The 22,782-nt window shown below is 37.2% G+C and carries 24 protein-coding genes and 1 pseudogene; 19 read left to right on the top strand and 6 right to left on the bottom strand.

The window, feature by feature from the left end:
- Position 1: 1 nt before the first annotated feature.
- Positions 2–184 carry a sporulation protein Cse60 gene (locus CQ058_RS19120; protein ID WP_000621751.1) on the top strand — a complete coding sequence of 61 codons (183 nt, stop codon included), beginning with the start codon at positions 2–4 and terminating at the stop codon, positions 182–184.
- A gap of 34 nt (positions 185–218) precedes the next feature.
- On the opposite strand, the gene CQ058_RS19115 is transcribed toward CQ058_RS19120, so the two are convergent.
- Positions 219–446: a DUF3973 domain-containing protein gene (locus CQ058_RS19115; protein WP_002129470.1), complete on the bottom strand. Its 228-nt coding sequence runs from the start codon at positions 444–446 to the stop codon at positions 219–221.
- Positions 447–870: 424 nt separating this feature from the next.
- Between CQ058_RS19115 and CQ058_RS19105 the strand changes: the two genes are divergently transcribed.
- Positions 871–1,302, top strand: a complete 432-nt coding sequence (locus CQ058_RS19105) for an SRPBCC family protein (RefSeq protein WP_002015664.1) — start codon at positions 871–873, stop codon at positions 1,300–1,302.
- Positions 1,303–1,626, top strand: coding sequence for an ArsR/SmtB family transcription factor (locus tag CQ058_RS19100; protein WP_002190933.1), 324 nt, complete (start codon positions 1,303–1,305; stop codon positions 1,624–1,626). It begins immediately after the preceding gene.
- 40 nt (positions 1,627–1,666) lie between these two features.
- Here the strand turns inward: CQ058_RS19100 and CQ058_RS19095 are convergent, their stop codons facing one another.
- Together CQ058_RS19095 and CQ058_RS19090 are read right to left on the bottom strand one after the other, a co-directional pair.
- A complete protein-coding gene (locus CQ058_RS19095) occupies positions 1,667–3,109 on the bottom strand; it encodes an MDR family MFS transporter (RefSeq protein ID WP_002190932.1) in 1,443 nt (480 codons plus the stop codon).
- 213 nt (positions 3,110–3,322) lie between these two features.
- The gene (locus CQ058_RS19090) at positions 3,323–4,594 is read right to left on the bottom strand and encodes a BaiN/RdsA family NAD(P)/FAD-dependent oxidoreductase (RefSeq protein WP_105589927.1); all 1,272 of its coding nucleotides are present in this window, start codon (positions 4,592–4,594) and stop codon (positions 3,323–3,325) included.
- Between the two features lie 283 nt (positions 4,595–4,877).
- On the opposite strand from CQ058_RS19090, the gene CQ058_RS19085 reads away from it, so the two are divergent.
- Together CQ058_RS19085 and CQ058_RS19080 are read left to right on the top strand one after the other, a co-directional pair.
- On the top strand, positions 4,878–6,530 hold the full coding sequence (locus CQ058_RS19085) for a putative polysaccharide biosynthesis protein (protein WP_002190930.1): 1,653 nt from the start codon (positions 4,878–4,880) through the stop codon (positions 6,528–6,530).
- A 41-nt stretch (positions 6,531–6,571) separates the two neighbouring features.
- Positions 6,572–7,300, top strand: a complete 729-nt coding sequence (locus tag CQ058_RS19080; RefSeq protein ID WP_002034388.1) for a pseudouridine synthase — start codon at positions 6,572–6,574, stop codon at positions 7,298–7,300.
- Between the two features lie 82 nt (positions 7,301–7,382).
- Here CQ058_RS19080 and CQ058_RS19075 read toward each other — a convergent pair whose 3' ends face one another.
- On the bottom strand, positions 7,383–7,604 hold the full coding sequence (locus CQ058_RS19075) for a DeoR family transcriptional regulator (RefSeq protein WP_000805512.1): 222 nt from the start codon (positions 7,602–7,604) through the stop codon (positions 7,383–7,385).
- Positions 7,605–7,961: 357 nt separating this feature from the next.
- On the opposite strand from CQ058_RS19075, the gene pepV reads away from it, so the two are divergent.
- The 4 genes from pepV (at position 7,962) to CQ058_RS19050 (ending at position 13,339) form a co-directional block, all read left to right on the top strand.
- On the top strand, positions 7,962–9,368 hold the full coding sequence (pepV, locus tag CQ058_RS19070) for a dipeptidase PepV (protein ID WP_002190928.1): 1,407 nt from the start codon (positions 7,962–7,964) through the stop codon (positions 9,366–9,368).
- Positions 9,369–9,471: 103 nt separating this feature from the next.
- Positions 9,472–10,017, top strand: a complete 546-nt coding sequence (gene thpR / locus CQ058_RS19065; protein WP_002190927.1) for an RNA 2',3'-cyclic phosphodiesterase — start codon at positions 9,472–9,474, stop codon at positions 10,015–10,017.
- A 137-nt stretch (positions 10,018–10,154) separates the two neighbouring features.
- A complete protein-coding gene (gene pulA / locus CQ058_RS19055) occupies positions 10,155–12,296 on the top strand; it encodes a type I pullulanase (RefSeq protein ID WP_002190925.1) in 2,142 nt (713 codons plus the stop codon).
- 245 nt (positions 12,297–12,541) lie between these two features.
- Positions 12,542–13,339 carry a phosphotransferase family protein gene (locus CQ058_RS19050; protein WP_002034382.1) on the top strand — a complete coding sequence of 266 codons (798 nt, stop codon included), beginning with the start codon at positions 12,542–12,544 and terminating at the stop codon, positions 13,337–13,339.
- Positions 13,340–13,342: 3 nt separating this feature from the next.
- On the opposite strand, the gene CQ058_RS19045 is transcribed toward CQ058_RS19050, so the two are convergent.
- Complete coding sequence (locus tag CQ058_RS19045) at positions 13,343–13,621, bottom strand: YtzH-like family protein (RefSeq protein WP_002015625.1); 279 nt, start codon at positions 13,619–13,621, stop codon at positions 13,343–13,345.
- Positions 13,622–13,853: 232 nt separating this feature from the next.
- Here CQ058_RS19045 and trmB point away from each other — a divergent pair, with 232 nt between their 5' ends.
- Both trmB and CQ058_RS19035 read left to right on the top strand, forming a co-directional pair.
- The gene (gene trmB, locus CQ058_RS19040) at positions 13,854–14,507 is read left to right on the top strand and encodes a tRNA (guanosine(46)-N7)-methyltransferase TrmB (protein WP_002015624.1); all 654 of its coding nucleotides are present in this window, start codon (positions 13,854–13,856) and stop codon (positions 14,505–14,507) included.
- Positions 14,508–14,577: 70 nt separating this feature from the next.
- The gene (locus tag CQ058_RS19035; RefSeq protein WP_002190924.1) at positions 14,578–15,432 is read left to right on the top strand and encodes a YtnP family quorum-quenching lactonase; all 855 of its coding nucleotides are present in this window, start codon (positions 14,578–14,580) and stop codon (positions 15,430–15,432) included.
- A gap of 128 nt (positions 15,433–15,560) precedes the next feature.
- Here the strand turns inward: CQ058_RS19035 and CQ058_RS19030 are convergent, their stop codons facing one another.
- Complete coding sequence (locus CQ058_RS19030; protein WP_002112333.1) at positions 15,561–15,872, bottom strand: PepSY domain-containing protein; 312 nt, start codon at positions 15,870–15,872, stop codon at positions 15,561–15,563.
- Between the two features lie 148 nt (positions 15,873–16,020).
- Here CQ058_RS19030 and CQ058_RS19025 point away from each other — a divergent pair, with 148 nt between their 5' ends.
- The 8 genes and pseudogenes from CQ058_RS19025 to CQ058_RS18990 all read left to right on the top strand — a co-directional run.
- Entirely contained in the window at positions 16,021–17,094 is a 1,074-nt protein-coding gene (locus tag CQ058_RS19025; RefSeq protein WP_002089046.1) for a M42 family metallopeptidase, read from the top strand.
- Between the two features lie 289 nt (positions 17,095–17,383).
- Positions 17,384–17,893 carry a DUF84 family protein gene (locus CQ058_RS19020; protein ID WP_002089045.1) on the top strand — a complete coding sequence of 170 codons (510 nt, stop codon included), beginning with the start codon at positions 17,384–17,386 and terminating at the stop codon, positions 17,891–17,893.
- An 83-nt stretch (positions 17,894–17,976) separates the two neighbouring features.
- Entirely contained in the window at positions 17,977–18,291 is a 315-nt protein-coding gene (locus CQ058_RS19015) for a thioredoxin family protein (protein WP_002015619.1), read from the top strand.
- 79 nt (positions 18,292–18,370) lie between these two features.
- Positions 18,371–19,183 carry a DUF1444 domain-containing protein gene (locus tag CQ058_RS19010; protein ID WP_002089043.1) on the top strand — a complete coding sequence of 271 codons (813 nt, stop codon included), beginning with the start codon at positions 18,371–18,373 and terminating at the stop codon, positions 19,181–19,183.
- The gene (gene ytpR, locus CQ058_RS19005; protein WP_002089041.1) at positions 19,180–19,794 is read left to right on the top strand and encodes a YtpR family tRNA-binding protein; all 615 of its coding nucleotides are present in this window, start codon (positions 19,180–19,182) and stop codon (positions 19,792–19,794) included. Before CQ058_RS19010 ends, ytpR begins: the two co-directional genes overlap by 4 nt.
- Before the next feature lie 143 nt (positions 19,795–19,937).
- Positions 19,938–20,282, top strand: coding sequence for a hypothetical protein (locus tag CQ058_RS19000; RefSeq protein WP_002015616.1), 345 nt, complete (start codon positions 19,938–19,940; stop codon positions 20,280–20,282).
- Between the two features lie 40 nt (positions 20,283–20,322).
- Positions 20,323–21,279 carry an N-acetylmuramoyl-L-alanine amidase gene (locus tag CQ058_RS18995; protein WP_105589926.1) on the top strand — a complete coding sequence of 319 codons (957 nt, stop codon included), beginning with the start codon at positions 20,323–20,325 and terminating at the stop codon, positions 21,277–21,279.
- Positions 21,280–21,435: 156 nt separating this feature from the next.
- A pseudogene (locus CQ058_RS18990) lies at positions 21,436–22,782 on the top strand (DNA translocase FtsK); the annotation flags it as partial.

Here is a 22,782-nt window from a genome sequence, read left to right as displayed (position 1 = left end):
CATGATTCGTGTGAAAGTGTTTGATGAAAGTCATGAAAAAGACTTAGAAGACGCTGTAAATGTATTTTTGAAAAAAATTGATGATAGTAACTTTGTAGATATTAAGTACCAAGTCGGTGTTTCTATTAACGATGACGAAAACCAAATTTATTGTTTTTCAGCAATGATCGTTTATAAAGCATAAAAAAGAGCTGGGTGAGCCAGCTCTTTTTTATGTTTTATGTTGGGACAACATGTGTCGGTAATACGTTCATAATAGATTGAGTTGTGCCTAATTTCTTTGTCGCTAAAAGAGGCGCCCCTGTTTCATGGTTTTGGGCATCTGTACACATACCAAGGTGATAACGATCACCTAAAAATGGATCAATATAAAAACCGTTTTTAAAAACTTTATCATTCGGGTGTTTTTCATGGTGAATTTCAGAACAGTTAATGCAATAGAACATAGCTTTCATCTCCTTTTTATTTTTGTTTGAAAAAGTGGGTCGGTAGTCATTTCGCTCCTAAGGAAATGTTGAGGAGAAGAGAAATAACTACCTACCCAAATGGCGGGCATACTCCTTCTGATTTTTACATATCTCGCGTATTGTCCCCGAGGGAAGGAGGAGAGACGAAGTACAGATGAGATAAGTTAGGCGCTTCTCTCAATAGGAGTGATAGAGCTTCATATTGAGGGAATTTTCTATTTTTCATTGCCTTTGTGAGTATATTATGAAGGAATGGTGAGAGGGTGTTTGTCCTGTTGAAAAAATGTTGAGAATTTCTCAACAGTGAAAAAGAGTCTTTCTTGACATGAAACCAAAAGGTGTTATATTGTTAATGTGAAACTAAAAGGTGTTATATTTTAATGCCGAATAAAGGAGATATAAAATGGAACAACAAAATACATTAAATGATATTAAACAAACAATCGTTTTTAACGCGCCTATTCAAAAAGTATGGAATGTAGTATCGACTGCAGAAGGAATTGCGTCATGGTTTATGCCAAATGATTTCGAATTGGCGGTAGGACATGAGTTTCATGTGCAATCACCTTTCGGACCATCACCATGTAAAGTGTTAGAGATTGATGAGCCGAATTATTTATCTTTCTCATGGGACACAGATGGCTGGGTTGTTTCATTTAATTTGAAAGACCTAGGAGATAATAAAACAGAATTTACGTTAATTCACGGCGGCTGGAAACATCCTGATGAAATCCTTCCGAAAGCGAATGCGAAGAGCTCTATTATTCGCGATAGAATGAATGGTGGCTGGGTAGCGATTGTAAATGAAAAACTGAAAAAGGTTGTCGAAGGTTAAGTGTCCTCGTCAGCAGCGAAATATGATGTGTTTCAAGCAATTGCTGATCCAACCCGCCGAGAAGTGTTACGGTTATTAAGTGATAAAGAGTTACCAATTTCAAAAATAACGGATCATTTTCCGATGAGCCGTACTGCAGTTGTAAAGCACCTTTATATTCTTTCAGAAGCGAATTTAGTGAGTGGAAGAAAGAGCGGAAGAGAGAAGATATATCGTTTGCATCCAGAACCATTAGAGGAATTACAGCAGTGGCTCTCGTACTATGAACGATTTTGGGATAATAAATTGTCCGTGCTTAAACATATTGTGGAGAATGAAGAGTAGATTTTATGCAAAAAGGATGACCAAAATGGTCATCCTTTTTTTATTGTTCACTTGTTTGTTTAGCTGGCTTTAATAGGATCCAAGCGATAATTAATGTGAATACCGCTAATACGAAAGTGCTCATATAAATGACGTGTACACTTGATGCTAATGCGGATTGTGACTCGGTTGCTACGTTTGCTGTAGCCCCTCCATGTCCGCCAGAAGAAACAAGATCAAGGTTTTTAATGCCACGTGCATGAATCATCGTATTGAAGATCGTTCCGAAGATTGCAGCTCCTAGTGTTTGACTAAATGTATTAATAAATGTATTTAAACCAACTGCCGTTCCGCGCGTATGGGCCGGTACAGCTGCTTGAATTGTTACCATGTAAATTGGTGTAACAAGCCCCATTCCTAAGCCGAATAATCCGACTGCAACATAAATAAGGAATGATGGTGAATCTGTTGATAATGTAAATAATAAGAAAGTAGCAACTGATAAAATGCTAGCTCCAAGTAAAATAATTTGTTTCGTTTGTAACTTGCCAACTAAGTTGCCGGAGAACATAGCACCGAATGTCCACATAACAGGAATCGGCATTAAAATGAGTCCAGCCTCTGTCGCATTTTTTCCTAAAACACCTTGGCTCCAAATTGGAAGATACACTGTAATACTAATAATCATTGCGCCAGCAATAAGTGTTAGTATGTTTATTGTAGATAATGTACGGTTAGAGAAAAGTGCTAGCGGAATTAATGGTTCCGGAGACTTTTTCTCGATGTATAAGAAAATACTGAATGAAACAGCGGCAAAGATTAATAGGCCGATAATTGAAATGTCTCCCCAGTTTTGCTTACTGCTACCTGTTAATAATGCGTATAGTAAAGCAATTGTACTTAATGAGAAAACTGTCGCACCAAGATAGTCGATATGTTGCTTAGCGGCGGACTTAACAGATTCCTTATAAGAAGTGGCAAACATTAAGCAAGCGATAATTCCAAAAGGAACGTTTAAGAAGAAAATATAGCGCCAAGAAAGAGAATCAACTAAAAATCCACCTACTAACGGCCCAATAACACCAGATACACCCCAAACGGCACTCATCCAGCCTTGTGCTTTCGCGCGGTCTTTAGCTTCGCTATATAGATCTCCAATAATCGTCATTGTGATCGGCATAACAGCACCAGCCCCTATACCTTGAAGAGCACGGAAGAAGATTAATTGTTCCATTGATGTAACGACTCCGCAAAGTGCAGAACCGATTAAGAAGATTGTTGCTCCGATGAGCAGAACTTTTTTACGGCCGAATAAATCAGCTAGCTTTCCGTATATTGGAGTCGAAACAGCTGTTGCAAGCATATAGATTGCATATACCCAACTAACAAGTTCGACACCTGACAAATCACTCGTTATACGAGGGATCGCTGTACTAACAATCGTTCCTTCTACCGCAGAAAGAAACGTCATTAGCATTAAAGACATCATGACTTTTTTTCTCATTTGTTTTCCCCTTACCCTTTTTCGAATATTCAACAATATAAAATATAAAGGTACTAAGGTATATAAAGCAACAAAAAAGAAATGGGAAGTTAGGAGGAAGGGATATTTTTGAAGAAACGGTCGATATATTTAAAGTATCGCCAATATAATTTCGTGTACTGCTTTGCTATTTCAACATACTAAAAAAAGAAACAGGAGTCCCTGTTTCTTTTTTTAGTATTGCATTTTCGCATTTTGTCCTGCTGTTGTTCCGGCAATTCGGCCAGTAACAAGGGCAGATGTAATGTTATAGCCGCCAGTATAACCGTGAATATCAAGAACTTCTCCGCAGAAGTATAAACCATTCGTGAATTTCGAAGCCATTTCTTTCGGGTTAATTTCTTTAACGGATACCCCTCCGCCAGTAACGAATGCTTTTTCAATTGACTGCGTACCATTTACATGGACGGTAAATTCTTTAAAGTCTTTCACAAGTGCGCGAATCTTCTCATGAGAAACTTGCCCAGCTTGTTCGCTACCGTCAATTTCATTTTTTTCTAATAAGAATAGGAAGTAACGTTCAGGAACATAGCCTTTTAAAACGTTTTTAATTCCTTTTTTCGGATCTTCTTTCATTTGTTTCAGCATGCGCTGGAACAGTTGCTCACTATTTTCTTCTGGCAATGCATCGATACTCATGTGCACTGTGTTCGTTTTAAACTTTTTCATCGCTTTCACAACGAATTGGCTACAGCGAAGAGCAGCAGGACCAGATAGGCCGAAGTGAGTGAAAAGCATATCCATTTTATGAGAAATGATAACTTTTCCTTTCGGGTTTAATACACTTAAGTTTACATCTCGTAAAGCAAGACCTTGTAATGTGCGGTCACGAATAAACGGTTCGTTTGAAAGAATTGGTACTTCTGTTGGGAAAAGTTCTGTAATTGTATGCCCAGCTTTTTCAGCCCAAGCGTATCCGTCTCCAGTAGAACCAGTTTGAGGAACAGATTTTCCGCCAACAGCGATAACGACGTGATTCGTTTCTAACACTTCACCTGTTTGCAGAATAACAGCCTTCGTTTGACCGTTTTCATACTCAATCGTTTCGACAGGCGTATTCGTACGTGTTTTCACACCTAAGTCTTTTAATCGTGTTAACAGTGCATCTACAACAGATTGCGCTTTATTTGATACTGGGAACATGCGGCCATGATCCTCTTCTTTCAGTTGTACACCGAGATTTTCGAAGAATGTAATAATATCTTCATTACTGAAAATAGAAAAAGCACTGTATAAGAAGCGACCATTTCCAGGTATATGTTTAACGATTTCATCAAGTGGTAGACGGTTTGTTACGTTACAACGACCACCACCAGAAATCGCAAGTTTACGTCCTAGTTTATTTCCTTTATCAAGAAGTAAGACGCTTGCGCCTTCTTCAGCAGCACCGATTGCAGCCATTAGCCCTGAAGGACCGCCGCCGATGACAATAACATCATAATGCATAATATATCGACCTCATTTTCTACATTTCCTGCCTAAAAGAATAGCATGTTTTCCCTTAAAAGAAAAATAGAGTGAAGTACTGCTTAAGAGGAGAATTGTGGTACAATACAAAAGTTAGAGTTCAGCATTATACTGCTATTTATGGGCAATAAGACTACTATCTTAAGATTTATGAGAAGTAAAGAGGGAGTTAAAAAGGTCCGTAAATGCTCGAATGATTAGTAGGAGGGGAGTCTCCCACTAATTATAGTTTCACTTTATGTAGATGTAGGAGGATTTTCGTATGTCCGATTCAAAATTTCTGCGCGGAACGCTTATTGTGACGTTAGGGACATTTTTAGTAAAGTTCTTAGGCATGATTTACGTTTTTCCGTTTCATGCATTAGTAGGCACAGAAGGCGGAACGCTCTATACATATGGATACATTCCATATACGATATTTTTAAGTATCGCAACGGCAGGAGTGCCGCTTGCTGTTTCTAAGTTTGTTTCCAAATATAATGCACTTGGAGATTATAAAACGAGCCGGAGAATGTTCCGCTCGGGAATGGTTATGATGATAGTAACAGGAGTTCTTTCCTTCTTAGTACTGTACATGACCGCACCATTATTTGCAGAAGCAATGCTTGGTAAACAAAGTTTACAAAATAAGATAGAAGAAGTTACGACGATTATTCGCCTCGTAAGTTTTGCGCTTATTGTTGTGCCGGCAGCAAGTTTGATTCGTGGTTATTTCCAAGGCCACCAATCGATGGGACCGACTACGGTTTCACAAATTATTGAGCAAATTATTCGTATCGTCTTTTTATTAGCGGGTAGTTTCATCGTTATTAAAGTACTTGGCGGTACAGTAGCAACGGCAGTTGGGGTTGCGACATTCGCTGCGTTCGTTTCAGCAGTTGGAGCACTTGGCGTATTAATTTGGTACTGGTTAAAACGTAAAAAATATTTGGATCAATATTTAATTGAGCAAACTGTACCAGAATCGACGGTAAGTACCGCTCAATTGTTTAAAGAGTTGTTTGCATATGCAATCCCTTACGTTGTAATTGGATTAACAATTCCTTTATATCAACAAATTGATACATTGACATTTAACTCTATTATGCAGGCGATTGGTCAAGGAGATATCGCAGAGCGAGCACTCGGTATTTTCACGATGTGGACGCATAAATTAATTATGATTCCAGTATCACTTGCAACAGCGTTTAGTTTAACGCTCGTGCCAGCGATTACAAAGTCGTTTACTGAAAAGCAATACCGTTATTTGAAATTACAAATTACACAAACATTCCAGGCGAATATGTTTTTAACATTGCCAGCAGTTGTAGGTATTTCTACACTTGCATATCCGATTTACACTGCTTTCTACGATTCAGACCCACTAGGTGGACAAGTATTAATGTGGTATGCGCCAGTTGCATTGTTATTCGCTTTATTCACAGTAACAGCAGCAATTCTGCAAGGGATTAACCAGCAGAAACATGCGGTTATTGCGCTTGTGATGGGTGTTATTTTGAAATTTGCATGTAACGTAATCTTTATTCGTTATTTCGGTACAGTTGGGGCGATTTTGGCTACTGCAGTCGGCTTCTTAGCTTCCGTATGGTATACGAATAGACAAATTAAAAAACACGCACACTATTCATTTGGTGTTGTATATAAGAGAACATTCCAAATTGCAGTCTTAACACTTGTAATGGTTATTGCTGTAAAACTATCACAATGGCTTCTATCCTTCATGATTTCGCCTGATGGCCGTATTGGTGCTCTTATTACAGTTGCGATTTGTGCAGGTATTGGTGGTCTTGTTTACGGATTGTTAGCGATTCGCACAGGAGTACTAGAAAGAGTATTTGGCGGAGAAGCTTTAGAGAAAATCCAGCGTAGACTTGGTAGTAGATTCAAAATAAAGTTGAAATCAAAAGGGGCGTAAATACGTCCCCTTTTCTATGATAAATAAAGAAGGTGAAGAACATGAGATTAGATAAATTATTAGCGAATATGGGACACGGAAGTAGAAAAGAAGTAAAGAAATTACTGAAAGACGGCGTTGTGAAGATTGATGGAACGCCAGTGAAAGATGCGAAGTTTCATGTGAATGTAGAAGAGCAAGAGGTTATGATTCACGGTGAAGTTGTGGAATATAAAGAGTTTGTTTATTTAATGATGCATAAACCACAAGGTGTTATTTCAGCGACAGAAGATGATAACCACGAAACAGTAATAGATTTATTAGAATTAGAAGATGCGATTTTCGATCCATTCCCTGTTGGAAGGCTCGATATTGATACAGAAGGTTTCTTATTAATCACAAATGATGGGAAGTTAACGCATCAACTATTATCTCCGAAAAAGCATGTGCCGAAAAAATATTATGCACACATTTCAGGTGTTGTAACGGAAGAGGATGTAATAGAATTCGCTAAAGGTGTTATTTTAGAAGATGGCTATGAAACGAAGCCAGGCGAACTTACAATTTTAAAAAGTGATGATATTTCTGAGATTGAACTCGTTATTACAGAAGGAAAATTCCATCAAGTGAAGCGTATGTTTGAAGCGGTAGGGAAAAAAGTAGTTTATTTAAAGAGAACAGAGATGGGACCTTTAATGTTAGATGAAGAGTTAGAACTTGGGCAATATCGTGAATTAACAGATGAAGAAGTAGAAATGTTAAAGACGTATCAAGTAGATAACGAAAAGTAACGCCAATTTCAGAGCATAGAAAAGACCCCTTTCTAATGAGTTAGAAAGGGGTATGTATTTATTTACATACAATTATTTTTTATTATGAGGTCATTCTCACTTTCTTTCCTGTCGTTGTCCACTTGCCGCGGCAAGGGCTATACACGAGTTCATTAAACTGCAACACATTTAGATCACGTTGTATTGTTCGCGGTGTGATCCCGAACTCATCTACAAGGTCTTTCGTTGTTACCGTACCGTTTTCATTGATGTACATATAAATCGATTTAATGCGTGTTAGCATACGAGTAGTTGTAGGTTTCAAGAGAAAACCGCTCCTCTACTAGTTTTTTTGACCCCATTCAGGAAAGAAGGTCGTTACTACCATTGTACTCTACATGATAAAATTCATGCTTTAACTTACTTAAATTTTACAAAAGTTTAACAAATATTCATATAGAAAAATATTGGTAGTTGACATTGTATGTCTGGTCAGTCAACTAACTCATAAATTTCTACGTAAAACGCCAAATTCCTGCAAATTTTTTTTAAAAAATAAAAGAAAAACTAATAAGAAATATCTGAAATATTACAATTGTCCGTTATTAGTTTTTCATGTATGGCATAAGAGATTTTCGTTTGCTATGATGAAAGAGACAATATAGTGAAGGATGGATGCGTGATGTCGACGATTAATTGGACAGAAGAAGTTACAAAACGAAAAGATGATTTAATTCGTGATACACAAAAATTTTTACAAATTAAAAGTGTATGGGAAGAAGAATCTGCGAAAGAGGGCGCACCATTTGGTGAAGGTGTAGAAAAAGCCTTATCTTTCATGTTACATAAAGGAGAAGCAGAAGGTTTCTGTTCTAAAAATTTAGAAGGATATGCAGGTCATCTTGAAATGGGACAAGGAGAAGAATTAGTAGGTATTCTTTGTCACGTTGATGTTGTACCAGAAGGAGATGGCTGGACAACTCCTGCGTATAGTGCGGATATTCGCGACGGGAAGATTTTTGCACGCGGTGCAATTGATGATAAAGGGCCGACGATGGCAGCTTATTATGCGATGAAAATCGTTAAAGAATTGGGCTTACCTCTTTCAAAACGTGTTCGTATGATTTTAGGAACAGATGAGGAAAGTAATTGGAAGTGTGTAAATCATTATTTTAAAAATGAAGAAATGCCAACAATCGGTTTTGCGCCGGATGCAGATTTTCCGATTATTAATGCGGAAAAAGGAATTTCTGACATACAAGTTGTGCAAAGTGGTGGCGAAGAGAAAGAAGGCACATTTAAGCTTATTTCATTTGAGTCAGGTCGTCGTTTAAATATGGTTCCTGATTTTGCAGAAGCAGTTATTACAGGAGAAGATGTAAATACACTTACAGTAGCATATGAAGAGTATTTACAAACTGCTAAAAAAATAGGTAAAGCAATTGTAGAAGGAAAGACGGTGACGTTGCAAATCAAAGGGATTTCAGCTCACGGATCTACTCCGGAAAAGGGAGAAAATGCAGGTTTATTATTGGTAAACTTCTTAACGAAAGTTTCTCTTGATGGAAAAGGGGCTTCATTTACCTCGTTTGTAACAGAAACATTTACAGGTGATATTATGGGAGAAAAAGCTGGTATTTCTTATAAAGACGATATTAGCGGGCCGTTAACAGTGAATGTTGGTCGTCTGTCTTACTCGCAAGAAAACGGTGGTAATTTAGGATTAAATGTACGCTATCCAGTTACAACTAACTTTGAAGAAACGATTGCAAAGTTAAAAGAATATGTTGGTACTCACGGATTTGAAGTAGCGGATTATTCTAACTCTCGCCCGCATCACGTTGACAAAGATCATACGTTAATTCGTACTTTACAACGTGTATATGAAGAACAAACTGGTGAAAAAGCTGAATTGTTAGCAATTGGCGGTGGTACTTATGCTCGTTCATTGAAAGCTGGCGTTGCATTTGGCCCGTTATTCCCAGGAAAAGAAGAACTTGCGCATCAAAAAGACGAGTACATTGAAATTGAAGATTTATTAAAAGCGACAGCGATTTACGCTCAAGCAATTCATGAATTAGCGAAATAAAAGATATTTAAATAATGACCGCTCTCTACTTTAGAGGGCGGATTCTTTTTAGCTGAATGAGATAAGGAAGAAAAGCAACAATAACATAAAGGAGACGATGTAGATGGTGCCGCATTATTTTGTCGCAGTAACTTTACCACGTCATATAAAAGAAATTCTTTCTAATTATAAAGAGGAAATGAAGGATGAATTACCATTTCGCTCGTGGGTATATGAAGAAGACTATCATATTACCCTTTCATTTTTAGGAAGTGCGACAGAGGAACAGTTAGAAGGAATAAAGAATGGATTACAAACACTTACAGAAAAAACGGAATTATCGTTCACGTTACAAGGACTTTCTACATTCGGACAGGTGGACCAGCCGCGTATATTTTGGGCGGGGATAAGTGATAATCAAGATTTGTTTAGTTTACAAAAGCAAGTGCATACAATTTGTGAAGAAAATGGCTTCTCTCTAGATACACGTCCTTATCATCCACATATTACTGTTGCGCGTAAATGGGTAGGAGAAAAAGTGTTTGATCTGACAAATGTAAAAGAGTTACCTGTAACATCATTTCAAGCAGATACGATTACTTTGTATGAATCTCACGTTAAGGAAACGCCGAAGTATAAATCGATTACTGAAATAAAACTAAAAAAATAGAATGTATGAAAACGTTTTTTATACAGGTGAATATACTATAGGGAATAATGTGTTACTGTATAGAGCTTCGCTGATAAGAAAAACCTTATCATTTGCAGCTCGTTTCATTTTAACTTTAAGAATGATGGTGATTTTTTATGTTGAAAGTAAAACGTCCATTTGATGCCTATTTAGATGAAATGAATAAAATTACAATTTTGCTCCCGCATGCGTATGGAACAAGCCGGACATTTCGTTTACAAGAAGGAAGCAATGTGAAAGAGTTACCGATTGTTCATACTATTGCTCTTCCAGATGCAACGAAGTATGAATGCTTTATAGAAGAGCCGATAGATGTGGGGAAGTATTATACAGTACGGGATGAACGGAATGAAGAAACAGATTTACAAATAGGCGCTGTGATTCGAACAGTAGTTTTCGATGAAAAATATTATTACGAAGGTACCGACTTAGGTGCTGTGTATAAAAAAGAAGAAACAATATTTAAAGTATGGGCTCCGACTGCAAGGCTTGCGAAAGTACGGATTTATAAAAGTGATAAAGAATATATTGATTATGAAATGTACAGAGAAGAAAACGGAGTGTGGATTCATACATTACAAGGTGATCATGATGGAGCACGATATACATTCCTTGTTTGTATTAATTTAATATGGAACGAAGCGGTTGACCCTTATGCAAAGTCTGCGACGATAAATGGAAAATACGGCGTCGTTATCGATTTGGAAAAAACGAATGTGACAAAACGAGTAGAATTATCACCATTACAGTCAATGACAGATGCCATATTGTATGAACTGCATATTCGTGACGCTACTATTCACCCAAACAGTGGGGTGAATAAGAAAGGAACATATAAAGGGCTAATGGAAGAGGAGACAGTAGGGCGAAATGGGACATTAACAGGATTGTCTCATATAAAAGATTTAGGCGTTACACATGTTGAACTATTACCTTTACATTGTTTTGGTGGTATAGATGAAGTGAATCCTGCTTCCGCATATAATTGGGGCTACAATCCGTTATATTACAATATACCAACAGGATTTTATGTTACAAACCTTTCTGATCCATATAACAGGATAGTAGAGTGTAAACAACTAATTGAAACATTTCATGATCACGGCATTCGAGTGATTATAGATGTTGTATATAATCATGTTTATGAAAGAGAATTATCATCATTTGAGAAGCTTGTCCCGGGATATTATTTTCGTCATGGGGAAGACGGTATGCCTTCTAATGGGACGGGAGTTGGAAATGATATAGCATCTGAACGGAAAATGATGAGGAAATTTATTATAGAATCTGTTTTATATTGGCTTACTGAATACAATGTTGATGGATTCCGATTTGATTTAATGGGAATTTTAGATGTTGAAACGATGAATGAATTACAAAAAGAAGTACGAAAAATAAAGCAGGATGCGCTGTTATTAGGTGAAGGATGGGATTTGCAAACACCGCTTCCTCTTGAAGAGAAAGCGACGTTAAATAATGCGAATAAAATGCCATGTATCGCACAGTTTAATGATCAATTTCGTGATGGAATAAAAGGAAGTACTTTTAATATAAATAAACGTGGCTTTGCATTTGGTGGGCATGTAGACTGTAATCATTTGCAGTATATAGTAGCTGGTAGCCTTTTAAGTATGAAAGAAACAGGATTGTTCCTAGAGCCAGTACAAAGCATCAACTATGTAGAATGTCATGACAATATGACGATGTGGGATAAACTAGTGCAAAGTAATCCAGAATCAGAAGGAATTTTGAAAAGGCGTCATCGTTTAGCAACTGCAATGGTTATTCTTTCACAAGGGATTCCTTTCTTACATGCGGGGCAAGAGTTTTATCGTACGAAGCAAGGGAACGAAAATAGCTATAATGCAAATGATGAAATTAATCAATTAGATTGGGATCAAAAAGAGAAAGAGATGGAGACCGTTAACTATATAAAAGGGTTAATTGCGATTCGCAAAGGGCATGGGGCATTCCGATTACAAAATGTAGACCTTATAAAAAAGCATATGACTTTTTTGCAAACATCTACAGAAGTACTGGCATACTACTTAGAGCATGTAGAATTATTTGGACCGTGGAAAGAGATTGTAGTTTTATTTAATAGCGGTTTGGAAGCTAAAACGGTGCAGCTTCCAAAAGAAGAAACGTGGCATGTGTTAGTAAACGAAAAGCAAGCGAAAATAGAGCCAATTTCTTCATTTAGAGGAAAGGAACTTCAATTGGCTCCAATTAGCACGTATATATTGACGATAATGTGACAAATCGCTACTTGACGATGAGAATGTAATAAATGTAGAATTGACAAAGGTGACGATTTTCATAAGTTGTCATTCTATGATTGATTTTGTAAAATAAACTAGAAGAACAGGTGATTTATCCTGTTTTTGGCTTATGCCAAGTTTTTTCATTCAAATACAGTAAAATATATGAATCCACAACATGTGTAGAAATGTTGCGGTTTTTCTTTTCATAACTATAAAAGATAAGGATTTGTTAACGGGTAATGAATATGGAATGGTTGGAACAATTATTAGGAAAAGAGTGGAGTCTTATACCGGCTGGTGGAGTAACGGGCGATGCATATATTGCGCAAAACGGACAACAAAAGTTATTTTTAAAGCGGAATACATCGCCCTTTTTAGCGGTATTGTCAGCAGAAGGAATTGTTCCAAAATTACTTTGGACAAGAAGGGTAACGAACGGTGATGTAATTTCTGCTCAAAAATGGCTTCCGGGACAGAAGTTAGAGCCAGAGGATATGAAACTAGAACGTGTTGCGAAACTTTTGAAGAAAATACACTCCTCTAAAGCGCTTGTGCAGATGATTCAAAGGCTAGGAAAGCAGCCGCTTCATGCGCAAGAGTTATTACAACAATTACAGCTCGTTTTAAGAGGAGATATAAGAGTTGATGAAACAATTCAGCAAGGTCTTCAATATTTAACGGAGTCATTAAAAGATATTGAGTACAATGAATTCGTTGTATGCCATTGTGATGTAAACCATAACAATTGGATATTGTCGGACGAAGATGAATTGTTTTTAATTGATTGGGATGGGGCTGTTATTGCTGACCCAGCTTTAGATCTTGGTATGTTATTATATTGGTATGTTCCGCGCCATGAATGGAGTGAGTGGCTCGGATATTATGAGATTGAACTAGATGAATCATTGCTTAGGCGTATGAGATGGTATGTGATAGCACAAACGATTTTATCTATGCAATGGCACACAACAAAAAAGCAGCAAGCAGAAGCTAAATATTGGCATCAATATTTACAGCAACTACTTGCTTCAGAATAATACTTAAGAAAAATTGTCCATTCCAGCAATCCACTGAGTAAGTTGTTCTTGATTATTGGAAATATGGTTGTCCAAATTAGAGGAAGATTTACCCGATTGACTATAAGAATATACATCGTTTAGCATTACTTTAGTGTCACTACTTATACTATCGTTTGCGAGTAACGATTGAATGAGTCGCTCTAATTGCTCGCATTCAGAAACTGTCCCGCAGCAATCACTTTGATGGTTGATTAAAATATCTTTTAATACTTCTAATTGATGCTGTTGATTAATTGGCATGAACGGATCATCCTTTCGAGTGTTTTTCTCTCCCTAGAAATGTAAGAGAAAAAGCTGTTTCGTCATGGAATGTTTAATGCTTTATGTAGTTTTTATCAAAATGGTACATCTTATACTTGAAAGAAACGGACCGAGTGCTCGTACGTACTTGGTTTTTTGTTTGATAGATTGATTAAAACAGAAAGAAGGAATTTTTCCTTTAAAATAGTTTTGTAAAGAGAGGGAGACATCTATGCGTTTAAGACATAAGCCTTATGCAATGGATCGAATTAATGAGTATTCACATATCGTAATTGGAAACCCAGAGGAGAGTGCTGGTAACTGGAAAGAAATATTTGGAAATGAACAGCCAATTCATATTGAAGTAGGTACAGGACGTGGCCGCTTTATGTATGATATGGCAAAAGCAAATCCGCATATTAACTATATTGGAATTGAAAAATTCACAAGTGTTGTTGTAGATGCACTTGATAAATTAATTGAAGAAGAAGTACCGAACTTAAAGTTAATTAATAAAGATGCTGAAGATTTAACAGTTTTCTTTGCGAAAGGTGAAATTGACCGCGTTTATTTAAACTTCTCAGATCCATGGCCGAAGAATCGTCATACGAAGCGTCGTTTAACGTATAAAACATTTTTACGCAATTATGAAGAAGTGTTAGTAGATGGCGGAGAAATTCATTTCAAAACTGATAACCAAGGTTTATTTGAATATTCTATTATGAGTATGGCTGAGTATGGTATGTTATTAACTTACCTTAGCCTAGATCTTCATAATAGTGATTATGAAGGAAACATTATGACAGAATACGAAGAGAAATTTTCTAGTAAAGGTCATCGTATTTATCGAGTTGAAGCAAAATATCGTACGGAGCCTATGCAGTAATGCATAGGTTTTTTATATGAAAAATAATCGGAATATTATGTTAAAATTAAATAGAAAAGGGGGATGTGATATGGAACAGTTACAAATTGGAAATATAAAAGTGACGTGGCTAAAAGGTGGGAATACACATTTAGATGGAGGCGCGATGTTTGGAGTTGTGCCAAAAGTACTTTGGTCACGAAAATATAAACATAATGATACAAATCATATTTATTTACGAACAGATCCGTTACTCTTACAAACGAAAGAAGGAAACATGCTTATTGATTCAGGGATAGGGAATGGTAAATTGAATGAGAAAATGAAGCGGAATCAAGGTGTAACAGAAGAATCATCAGTTAAGGAATCTTTAGAAAAATTGGGACTGCATAATGAAGATATTCATTACGTCTTAATGACGCATCTTCATTTTGACCATGCATCTGGTTTAACAAAATGGGAGGGAAATCGCCTTGTTCCGGCGTTTCCGAACGCAACGATTTATGTAAGTGAGACTGAATGGAATGAAATGAAAAATCCGAATGTTAGATCGCGTAATACATATTGGAAGGAAAATTGGGAGCCAATCGTTGATAAGATTGTTACGTTCAGGCAAGAAATAGAAATTACGGATGAAATAAAGATGGTGCATACGGGTGGTCATAGCGATGGACATGCTGTTGTCGTCCTTGAAAGTCAGGGTGAAACGATGCTTCATTTAGCGGACATTTTACCGACGCATGCACATCAAAATGTATTATGGGTAATGGCATACGATGACTATCCAATGACATCGATTGAACATAAACAAAAGTGGATGAAGTATGGTGCTGAAAAAGAGGCGTGGTTTACTTTTTATCATGATGCATATTACCGTGCAGTAAAGTGGAATGAGGAAGGGCATATAGTGGAGAAGATAGAGAGAAAAACAAATATAGAAGCTTAATATTAATAAGAGGAAGGTGTCCAAAAATATTTATTGGAACAATCTCCACTTATTATGTATTGCTGTTATTATCAGCTTTTGTTGGTAATTCTAAAAAAAAAGAGGTTCACCTAATGGGAAACCTCTTTTTATGCTGCTATAACCTCTAAAACAGTACCTGTTTTAGCATCAACTAAAAATTCAAATCGTTCTTGTATTTCATCTAACATCGTTGTAAGACCGCCGCGATAAACTTCGTACGCGACATCATATTTTTCAAATGTCTCCGGAACCATATGTACCCAAGAGCCAGTAATTTCACCTTTATGACTTAATGCTTGTTTCACCATTTTCAATGCTTTTTCTGAAGAAATATGGGATTGTTCTTGTACTTTGTTTGCAACGAAATAACCAGCTGCGAACCCAACGCCAAGACCTGTGACTAAACCTTTCCAGCTCATATATTCACCTCAATTCTTTAAAATAAAAATAGTGTACCAATAATAATTATAATGCAAATGCAACTAAAAAAGAAGAAACTAGAAACATTTCGAAAATTTCGTTACAATAAAAGAGGTATTCTACTAAGGTTTGAAAGAAGGGGACTTCGTGAATAAAGAGACATTACAATTATTTCGTACGTTAACAGAATTACAAGGTGCATCAGGTTTTGAACATGATGTGCGCAGTTTTATGAAGCAAGAATTAAGCAAATATGCTGATGAGATTGTGCAAGACGGTTTAGGTAGCGTATTTGGTCTGAAAAAAGGGGACGAAACTGGCCCGCGCGTTCTTGTAGCAGGTCATATGGATGAAGTAGGTTTCATGGTTACGCAAATTACGAAAAATGGGATGCTTCGTTTTCAAACGTTAGGTGGCTGGTGGAGCCAAGTACTATTAGCTCAGCGTGTACAAGTTATGACGAAGAATGGTCCTGTTATTGGGGTTGTTGGTTCCATTCCTCCTCATTTATTAAGTGATGCGCAACGTGCAAAACCGATGGATATAAAAAATATGTTAATTGATATAGGTGCAGATAGTTATGAAGATGCGATTGAAATTGGCATAAAGCCAGGGCAACAAATCGTTCCAATCTGCCCATTCACGCCAATGGCAAATGAAAAGAAAATTATGGCGAAAGCTTGGGACAACCGCTATGGATGTGGCCTTGCTATCGAATTGCTAAAGGAATTAAAAGATGAAACATTACCAAACACATTATACTCTGGTGCGACTGTACAAGAAGAAGTAGGTCTTCGCGGAGCACAAACTGCTGCAAATATGATTCAACCAGATATTTTCTATGCGCTTGATGCAAGTCCAGCAAATGATGCATCTGGTGATAAGACGCAGTTCGGTCAATTAGGAAAAGGCGCTCTTCTTCGTATTTATGACCGTACAATGGTAACACATAGAGGAATGCGTGAATTCATTTTAGATACAGCAGAAACACATAACATTCCGTACCAATACTTTATTTCACAAGGTGGTACAGATGCGGGCCGTGTGCATACAAGTAACTCTGGTATCCCATCAGCAGTAATTGGTGTTTGTGCACGCTACATTCATACACATGCTTCTATTTTACATGTTGATGATTATGCGGCAGCGAAGGAATTAATTACGAAGCTTGTGAGAGCGACGGACAAAACGACGTTAGAGACAATTAAGAATAACGCGTAAAGAGGAAGGGTGAAAAACCCTTCTTTTTTTAGGTTGAATAGATGACCCAGCGATGAATGGGAGCGGTCAGTGTCTAGTTGGTGTTCGAGCGATGTATTAAGACCGCGGGTAGGAAGAGAGAGGAAGGCTGTTTTTGGAAAACCTTTTCTTTTTTTAGGTGGGAGAGATGACACAGAGATGCGTGTGTGCGGTCAGGCGCACTACGGTATAAATCTCAGTCATGAAGACTGATTTGGTGTTCGAGGCTAGTATTAGGATAGAATGATGAATTTATATAGAGGTGAATGAAATGAAGGTAGTAGTTGGATCGAAGAATAAGACGAAGGTTGGGGCTGTGGAGAAGGTTTGGGAAGATGCTGAAATTACATCTCTTTCTGTTCCATCAGGAGTAGCAAATCAGCCTTTTTCAGATGAAGAGACGATGCAAGGAGCAGTAAATAGAGCGAAGAGAGCATTGCAGGAAGGTGCAGCTCATATCGGCATTGGGCTAGAAGGCGGCGTTATGAAAACGGAGCATGGGTTATTTATGTGTAACTGGGGTGCTTTAGCGACGATTGAAGGTAAAACATTTGTTGCGGGCGGGGCACGTATTAAGTTACCAGACGATTTTTTAGCACCGCTTGAAGAAGGAAAAGAGCTAAGTGAAGTGATGGAAGAGTTTGTAGAGCGAAAAGATATTCGTAGTCACGAAGGTGCTATCGGTATTTTTACAGATGATTATGTCGACCGAACGGAATTATTTGTACACGTTGTTAAGTTACTTGTTGGGCAATATAAGTATGATGAAAAGCAAGCATAAACCTTGCACCATGCGCGATGTATGGTAGTATAAAGAAAAGATTATAGTGTGAAAAAGTGCACTCGTTAGAGGAGGAAATATAGATGAAATCATTAGAAAGCATGGAACAATTCCAAGAATTAAAAAATGAAGAGAATGTAGTCTTCATGTTCTCAGCAGAATGGTGCCCAGATTGCCGTTTCGTTGATCCATTTATGCCAGAAGTAGAAGAGAAGTATAGTGATTTCTCATTTTACTATGTAGATCGTGATGAATTTATTGATTTATGCGTGAAAGTAGACGTATTTGGCATTCCAAGCTTTGTAGCGTACAATAAAGGTGAAGAAACTGGACGCTATGTAAATAAAGATCGTAAAACACAAGAGCAAATCGAAGAGTTTATTGAAGGTTTAAAATAAGACAATTAGCCAATTGAATTGTAAAAACAACCTCTACCTTCGCGGGGGAGGTTATTTTTTTGGAAGGGAGGAAAAAGAGATGAAAATGACAAGTAAAAAGATGAAAGACGAGTTAATGAAGAAATTATCTCGACCAGAATGGGACTGTCATTATGATAGCGAGAAAGAAGTTCTTCGTATTGAACAAACAGACTCGAAAAAAGGTATTAACGTATCACTTCCAGGAGTAGTTGCAAAATGGGAAGTGAACAAAGAAAAAGCAATTGAAGAGGTCGCTTATTACGTACAAGAAGCGCTAATTGCAATGCATAAAGAAGAAAATAGCACGGCGAAAATTTTACCTGTTATTCGCTCTACTTCTTTCCCGAAACAATCAGAAGAAGGAAATCCGTTTATTATGACGGACCATACGGCGGAAACACGTATTTACTATGCGCTTGATTCTAATAAAACATATCGATTAATTGATGAGCGCCTATTGCAAAAATTAGAGCTTACAGAGGAACAAGTACGTGAAATGGCATTATTTAATGCTCGCTCATTAGGCTATGAATTTAAGCAGGAGACAGTAGCAGGTAATACATTCTACTTTTTAAACACAAATGATGGATACGATGCGAGTCGTATTTTAAACGAATCGTTACTACACTCGATGCGTGAAAAGATCTCTGGTGATATGGTTGTTGCAGTTCCTCACCAAGATGTATTAATTATTGCTGATATCGTCAACGAAATCGGTTATGATATTATTGCACAAATGACAATGAAATTTTTTGCCGAAGGGCATGTTCCGATTACATCACTTTCATTCGTATATGAAGATGGGGACTTCGAACCAATCTTTATTTTAGCGAAGAATCGGAAGAAGACAGATGGAAAAGAGAAAGGATGAACGAAGTGAACGTTTTTTACAACCTTGAAGGAATTGGTGACACTTTAATTGTTACCTTACAAGATATTACTTTAGAAAACCGTACATTTGACCGCAAAGGAGATGTTGCTCGCGTATACGATCGTGAAAGCAACGTAACAGCAGGATTCAACATCTTTAATGCGTCTTCTTATGTAGAAGTAACAGACAACGGAAACGTTACATTAACGAAAGAGTTTGTTGAAAAAATTAACGGAATTTTAGCGAAGAATGGCTTTGAAGAAAAAGTAGAAGCTGATTTCACGCCGAAATTTGTTGTAGGCTATGTAGCTGAAAAAGAGAAGCATCCAAATGCTGATAAATTAAACATTTGTACAGTAGAAATCGGTACAGAAACATTACAAATCGTATGTGGTGCACCAAACGTTGATGCAGGACAAAAAGTTGTTGTTGCAAAAATCGGTGCTGTAATGCCAAGTGGTATGTTAATTAAACCAGCTGAACTTCGCGGTGTTCCTTCTTCTGGAATGATTTGCTCTGCACGTGAGTTAGAGCTTCCAGATGCTCCAGAAGAAAAAGGTATTCTTGTATTAGAAGATAGCTTTGAAGTTGGACAAGAATTTAAATTTTAATTGATGTTAGAAAAAGTAGTCTCGCATATGTGAGGCTATTTTTTTGTGCGAAATTCCTAGCATTGTAACGTTTCCTCTCAAAATCTATATTGTATTTCAAAAATGGATTAGGTAAAATTTAGAAAAAAGAAGGGGGTAGACGTATGAAACAACAACCAAAAATTGCAGAACTTCTGAAACGAATTGAAACTTCAAAACAGCAAGATATCGAACTAGGTTCCTATGAAATATATGTGTTTAGCGAAAATGAATTAGAAAAAGGACAAATCGGTTATCGATATGATAAACATAAAAATTCATTAATAAGTGAAGAAAGTGGAAAATGGAAAGAGGAATGGATTGTTATCGGATATGAAACGGATATGGGGGATCCTGTTTTCGTAAATGTAGCTGATGATGCTTATCTAGTCTATACCGCAGAGCGTGGTACAGAAACGTGGCAACCCGTTCATATTGGAAATATGGATGAAATTATAAAACAATTATAAGAAAAACTTTGAGACCGGTGCAAAGTGATAGGAGAGAAAAATGAAGTATATAAAAATAATGAGCGCTATTGCAGTCATTGGAATATATATGGGAGGTTGTTCGCAAGAAGAGCCGAAAAAAGAAACAACATCTTCTATACAAGAAAAAAACAAAGATAATAAGGAAGACGCACCGGTAGAAAAGCAGCAAGAAGAACAAGAAAAGAAAGAACAGCCGCAAGCAATTCAAACGAATGAGCAAGTGGAACATAAGCAGGAGGAAGTGCCGGCCGAGGAAAAGAAAGAGGAAACTACGCCGCTGCAGCCAACTGAGCAACCGCTGCAAAATAATGAACAAAAAGTAGAGAATAATGAAAAACAAGAAAAGTTTCTCGTCGTTATTGATCCAGGGCATCAACAAAAAGCGAATTTAAATTTAGAGGCAATTGGTCCAGGAGCAACTACGCAAAAATATAAAGTAACAGACGGAACAGCGGGAGTTGTAACGAAAAAGAGGGAATCAGTTCTTGTATTAGAGATGGCTTTTATATTGAAAGAAAAACTGGAAGCAAAAGGTATACAAGTATTGATGACGAGAACGTCACATGAGGTTGATATAAGTAATAAGGAACGAGCAACATTCGCGAATGATCATAAAGCGAATTTATTTTTGCGCCTTCACGCAGATGGTTCTGAAAATCCAAATCAAAGTGGATTTGCTGTATTGACACCGGCAGAAGGAAGTCCGTATACGAAAGAGATTTATGCTGAAAGTCTTCAAATCTCTCAAACGATAGTAAATAAAATGAGAGAGAATCATCAAGTGAAAGTAAATGGAATTAAATTTCGGGATGATCTTTCTGGATTTAATTGGTCAAAAGTTCCAGGAGTACTATTAGAACTTGGATTTATGTCAAACCCTGAAGAAGACAAAAAATTATCTGACCCACAGTATGTAAATTCTTTATTGCAAAGTGTAACGGATAGTGTGGATGAATATCGGAAGGGTAAAGATTAAACGAGGTCTTACATGTAAGACCTCGTTTTTCTATATGAAAAACAATCGTGAATTAGAATATTATGGATAAAACTAATATGCTTAATTTTACCTGCACTTTTTGCCGAATGCTGATACAATAAAGGATGTTACTATTTAGTAGAAAGAGTGGTAAACATGTTAGATTGGATGAAAAAGCTGTTTAACAAAGAGGAAGAAAAAACAGTGATGAATAAAGAAGTACCGGCACAAATTGAAAGTCAGCCGAAAATTCCTCGTGTAAACCACTACACTGAAGCAAGAGAAGCACAAATGGCAAGTCGGAATGCAGGGAAATGTCGTTTTCCATTAATACCAGATAATGGCTTCGATGAGGAGGATGTAAGAGAACTGCCTAACTTTGAAGAACAACCTATTCAAAGAGGAGCATATGAAGAACAGCCTACTCAAAGAGGAATAAAAGTGGAAAGAAGCAGACGACCGTATGTGGAAACAGAAGCACCTACATATGAGGAACCGGAATTGCAATATGAACCGGAACCAGAGCCTGTCGTAAAAAAAGCATTCGTACCGTCGCAAGAAAGTAACCGTAGACCATTTCGTCCAACAGAAATGATTTCTCCGATTTATGGATATAACCGTCCTTCAGTAGAAACGAAGGTTGTGCAGGAGGAAGAAAAGGTAAGAGAAGATCTTGAAATATCTGTTGAAGGAAAAGCTGTTGTTGACGCATGGTTAGAGAAAAAGGGATATACATTATCTGACTTTTCGGGAGTTCTACAAGGAAGTTCATCTGTTAAGAACGGAGTGAACGAACGAAGTAATAAAGTAGAAGAAAAATCGGTTGTGGATACATGGTTAGAGAAAAACGGTTACGAAGTTGAACGTCAAGCCCCTTCATTAGAAGAAAGCCTAAGTGATGATTTGCTTCATAAAACAGTAGGACAGCATGTGGAAGAAGAGGCTACAATTGTACAAGCCTTGAAGCAGGAGCAAGATGTAGTGGCGTTATCATCTACAGAAGATAACGAAGAAACTTTACAAGAAGAGTCAATAGATTCTAAAGTAGAGCATGTGTATTCGATATTAACAGAAGAAAATGAATGTAATACAGAAATAGAAGAAACTGTTGCTGAAGTTGCAGCAAATCAAGTCGAAGAAGAAACCTTAGAAGATGTAGTGATTGTAAAAGCAGATGAAAAGCTTGAAGAAACAATTACTATAGAAATACCAGATGCTTTTGAAGAAGAAGCTAAGGAAGCAGAAGAAGTTGTGGAATTAGAAGAAACTGAGGAAGCAATAGAAGAAGTTGTGGAATTAGAGAAATCTGAGGAAGCGACAGAAGAAGTTGTGGAATTAGAAGAAACTGAGGAAGCAATAGAAGAAGTTGCAGAATTAGAGGAAGCTGAGGAAGCGACAGAAGAAGTTGTGGAATTAGAGGAAGCTGAGGAAGCAGCAGAAGAAGTTGTAGAATTAGAGAAATCTGAGGAAGCGACAGAAGAAGTTGTGGAATTAGAAGAAACT

The sequence above is a fragment of the Bacillus sp. MYb56 genome, assembly GCF_002976445.1.
GTDB classification, from domain to species: Bacteria; Bacillota; Bacilli; order Bacillales; family Bacillaceae_G; genus Bacillus_A; species Bacillus_A mycoides.
Note: the sequence above shows the minus strand (reverse complement) of the source record. Positions and strands in the feature narration are given on the sequence as shown.

Excerpts from the sequence above, each read along its gene's own strand:
- pepV (WP_002190928.1), top strand. The coding sequence starts at position 7,962 with ATGTCGACGATTAATTGGACAGAAGAAGTTACAAAACGAAAAGATGAT.
- CQ058_RS19000 (WP_002015616.1), top strand. The coding sequence starts at position 19,938 with ATGAAACAACAACCAAAAATTGCAGAACTTCTGAAACGAATTGAAACT.
- CQ058_RS19015 (WP_002015619.1), top strand. The coding sequence starts at position 17,977 with ATGAAATCATTAGAAAGCATGGAACAATTCCAAGAATTAAAAAATGAA.
- trmB (WP_002015624.1), top strand. The coding sequence starts at position 13,854 with ATGCGTTTAAGACATAAGCCTTATGCAATGGATCGAATTAATGAGTAT.
- CQ058_RS19010 (WP_002089043.1), top strand. The coding sequence starts at position 18,371 with ATGAAAATGACAAGTAAAAAGATGAAAGACGAGTTAATGAAGAAATTA.
- CQ058_RS19035 (WP_002190924.1), top strand. The coding sequence starts at position 14,578 with ATGGAACAGTTACAAATTGGAAATATAAAAGTGACGTGGCTAAAAGGT.
- CQ058_RS19030 (WP_002112333.1), bottom strand. The coding sequence starts at position 15,872 with ATGAGCTGGAAAGGTTTAGTCACAGGTCTTGGCGTTGGGTTCGCAGCT.
- CQ058_RS19095 (WP_002190932.1), bottom strand. The coding sequence starts at position 3,109 with ATGAGAAAAAAAGTCATGATGTCTTTAATGCTAATGACGTTTCTTTCT.
- pulA (WP_002190925.1), top strand. The coding sequence starts at position 10,155 with ATGTTGAAAGTAAAACGTCCATTTGATGCCTATTTAGATGAAATGAAT.
- CQ058_RS19085 (WP_002190930.1), top strand. The coding sequence starts at position 4,878 with ATGTCCGATTCAAAATTTCTGCGCGGAACGCTTATTGTGACGTTAGGG.
- CQ058_RS19120 (WP_000621751.1), top strand. The coding sequence starts at position 2 with ATGATTCGTGTGAAAGTGTTTGATGAAAGTCATGAAAAAGACTTAGAA.
- CQ058_RS19045 (WP_002015625.1), bottom strand. The coding sequence starts at position 13,621 with ATGCCAATTAATCAACAGCATCAATTAGAAGTATTAAAAGATATTTTA.
- CQ058_RS19115 (WP_002129470.1), bottom strand. The coding sequence starts at position 446 with ATGTTCTATTGCATTAACTGTTCTGAAATTCACCATGAAAAACACCCG.
- CQ058_RS19020 (WP_002089045.1), top strand. The coding sequence starts at position 17,384 with ATGAAGGTAGTAGTTGGATCGAAGAATAAGACGAAGGTTGGGGCTGTG.
- CQ058_RS19050 (WP_002034382.1), top strand. The coding sequence starts at position 12,542 with ATGAATATGGAATGGTTGGAACAATTATTAGGAAAAGAGTGGAGTCTT.
- CQ058_RS19105 (WP_002015664.1), top strand. The coding sequence starts at position 871 with ATGGAACAACAAAATACATTAAATGATATTAAACAAACAATCGTTTTT.
- ytpR (WP_002089041.1), top strand. The coding sequence starts at position 19,180 with ATGAACGAAGTGAACGTTTTTTACAACCTTGAAGGAATTGGTGACACT.
- CQ058_RS19080 (WP_002034388.1), top strand. The coding sequence starts at position 6,572 with ATGAGATTAGATAAATTATTAGCGAATATGGGACACGGAAGTAGAAAA.
- CQ058_RS19090 (WP_105589927.1), bottom strand. The coding sequence starts at position 4,594 with ATGCATTATGATGTTATTGTCATCGGCGGCGGTCCTTCAGGGCTAATG.
- thpR (WP_002190927.1), top strand. The coding sequence starts at position 9,472 with ATGGTGCCGCATTATTTTGTCGCAGTAACTTTACCACGTCATATAAAA.
- CQ058_RS18995 (WP_105589926.1), top strand. The coding sequence starts at position 20,323 with ATGAAGTATATAAAAATAATGAGCGCTATTGCAGTCATTGGAATATAT.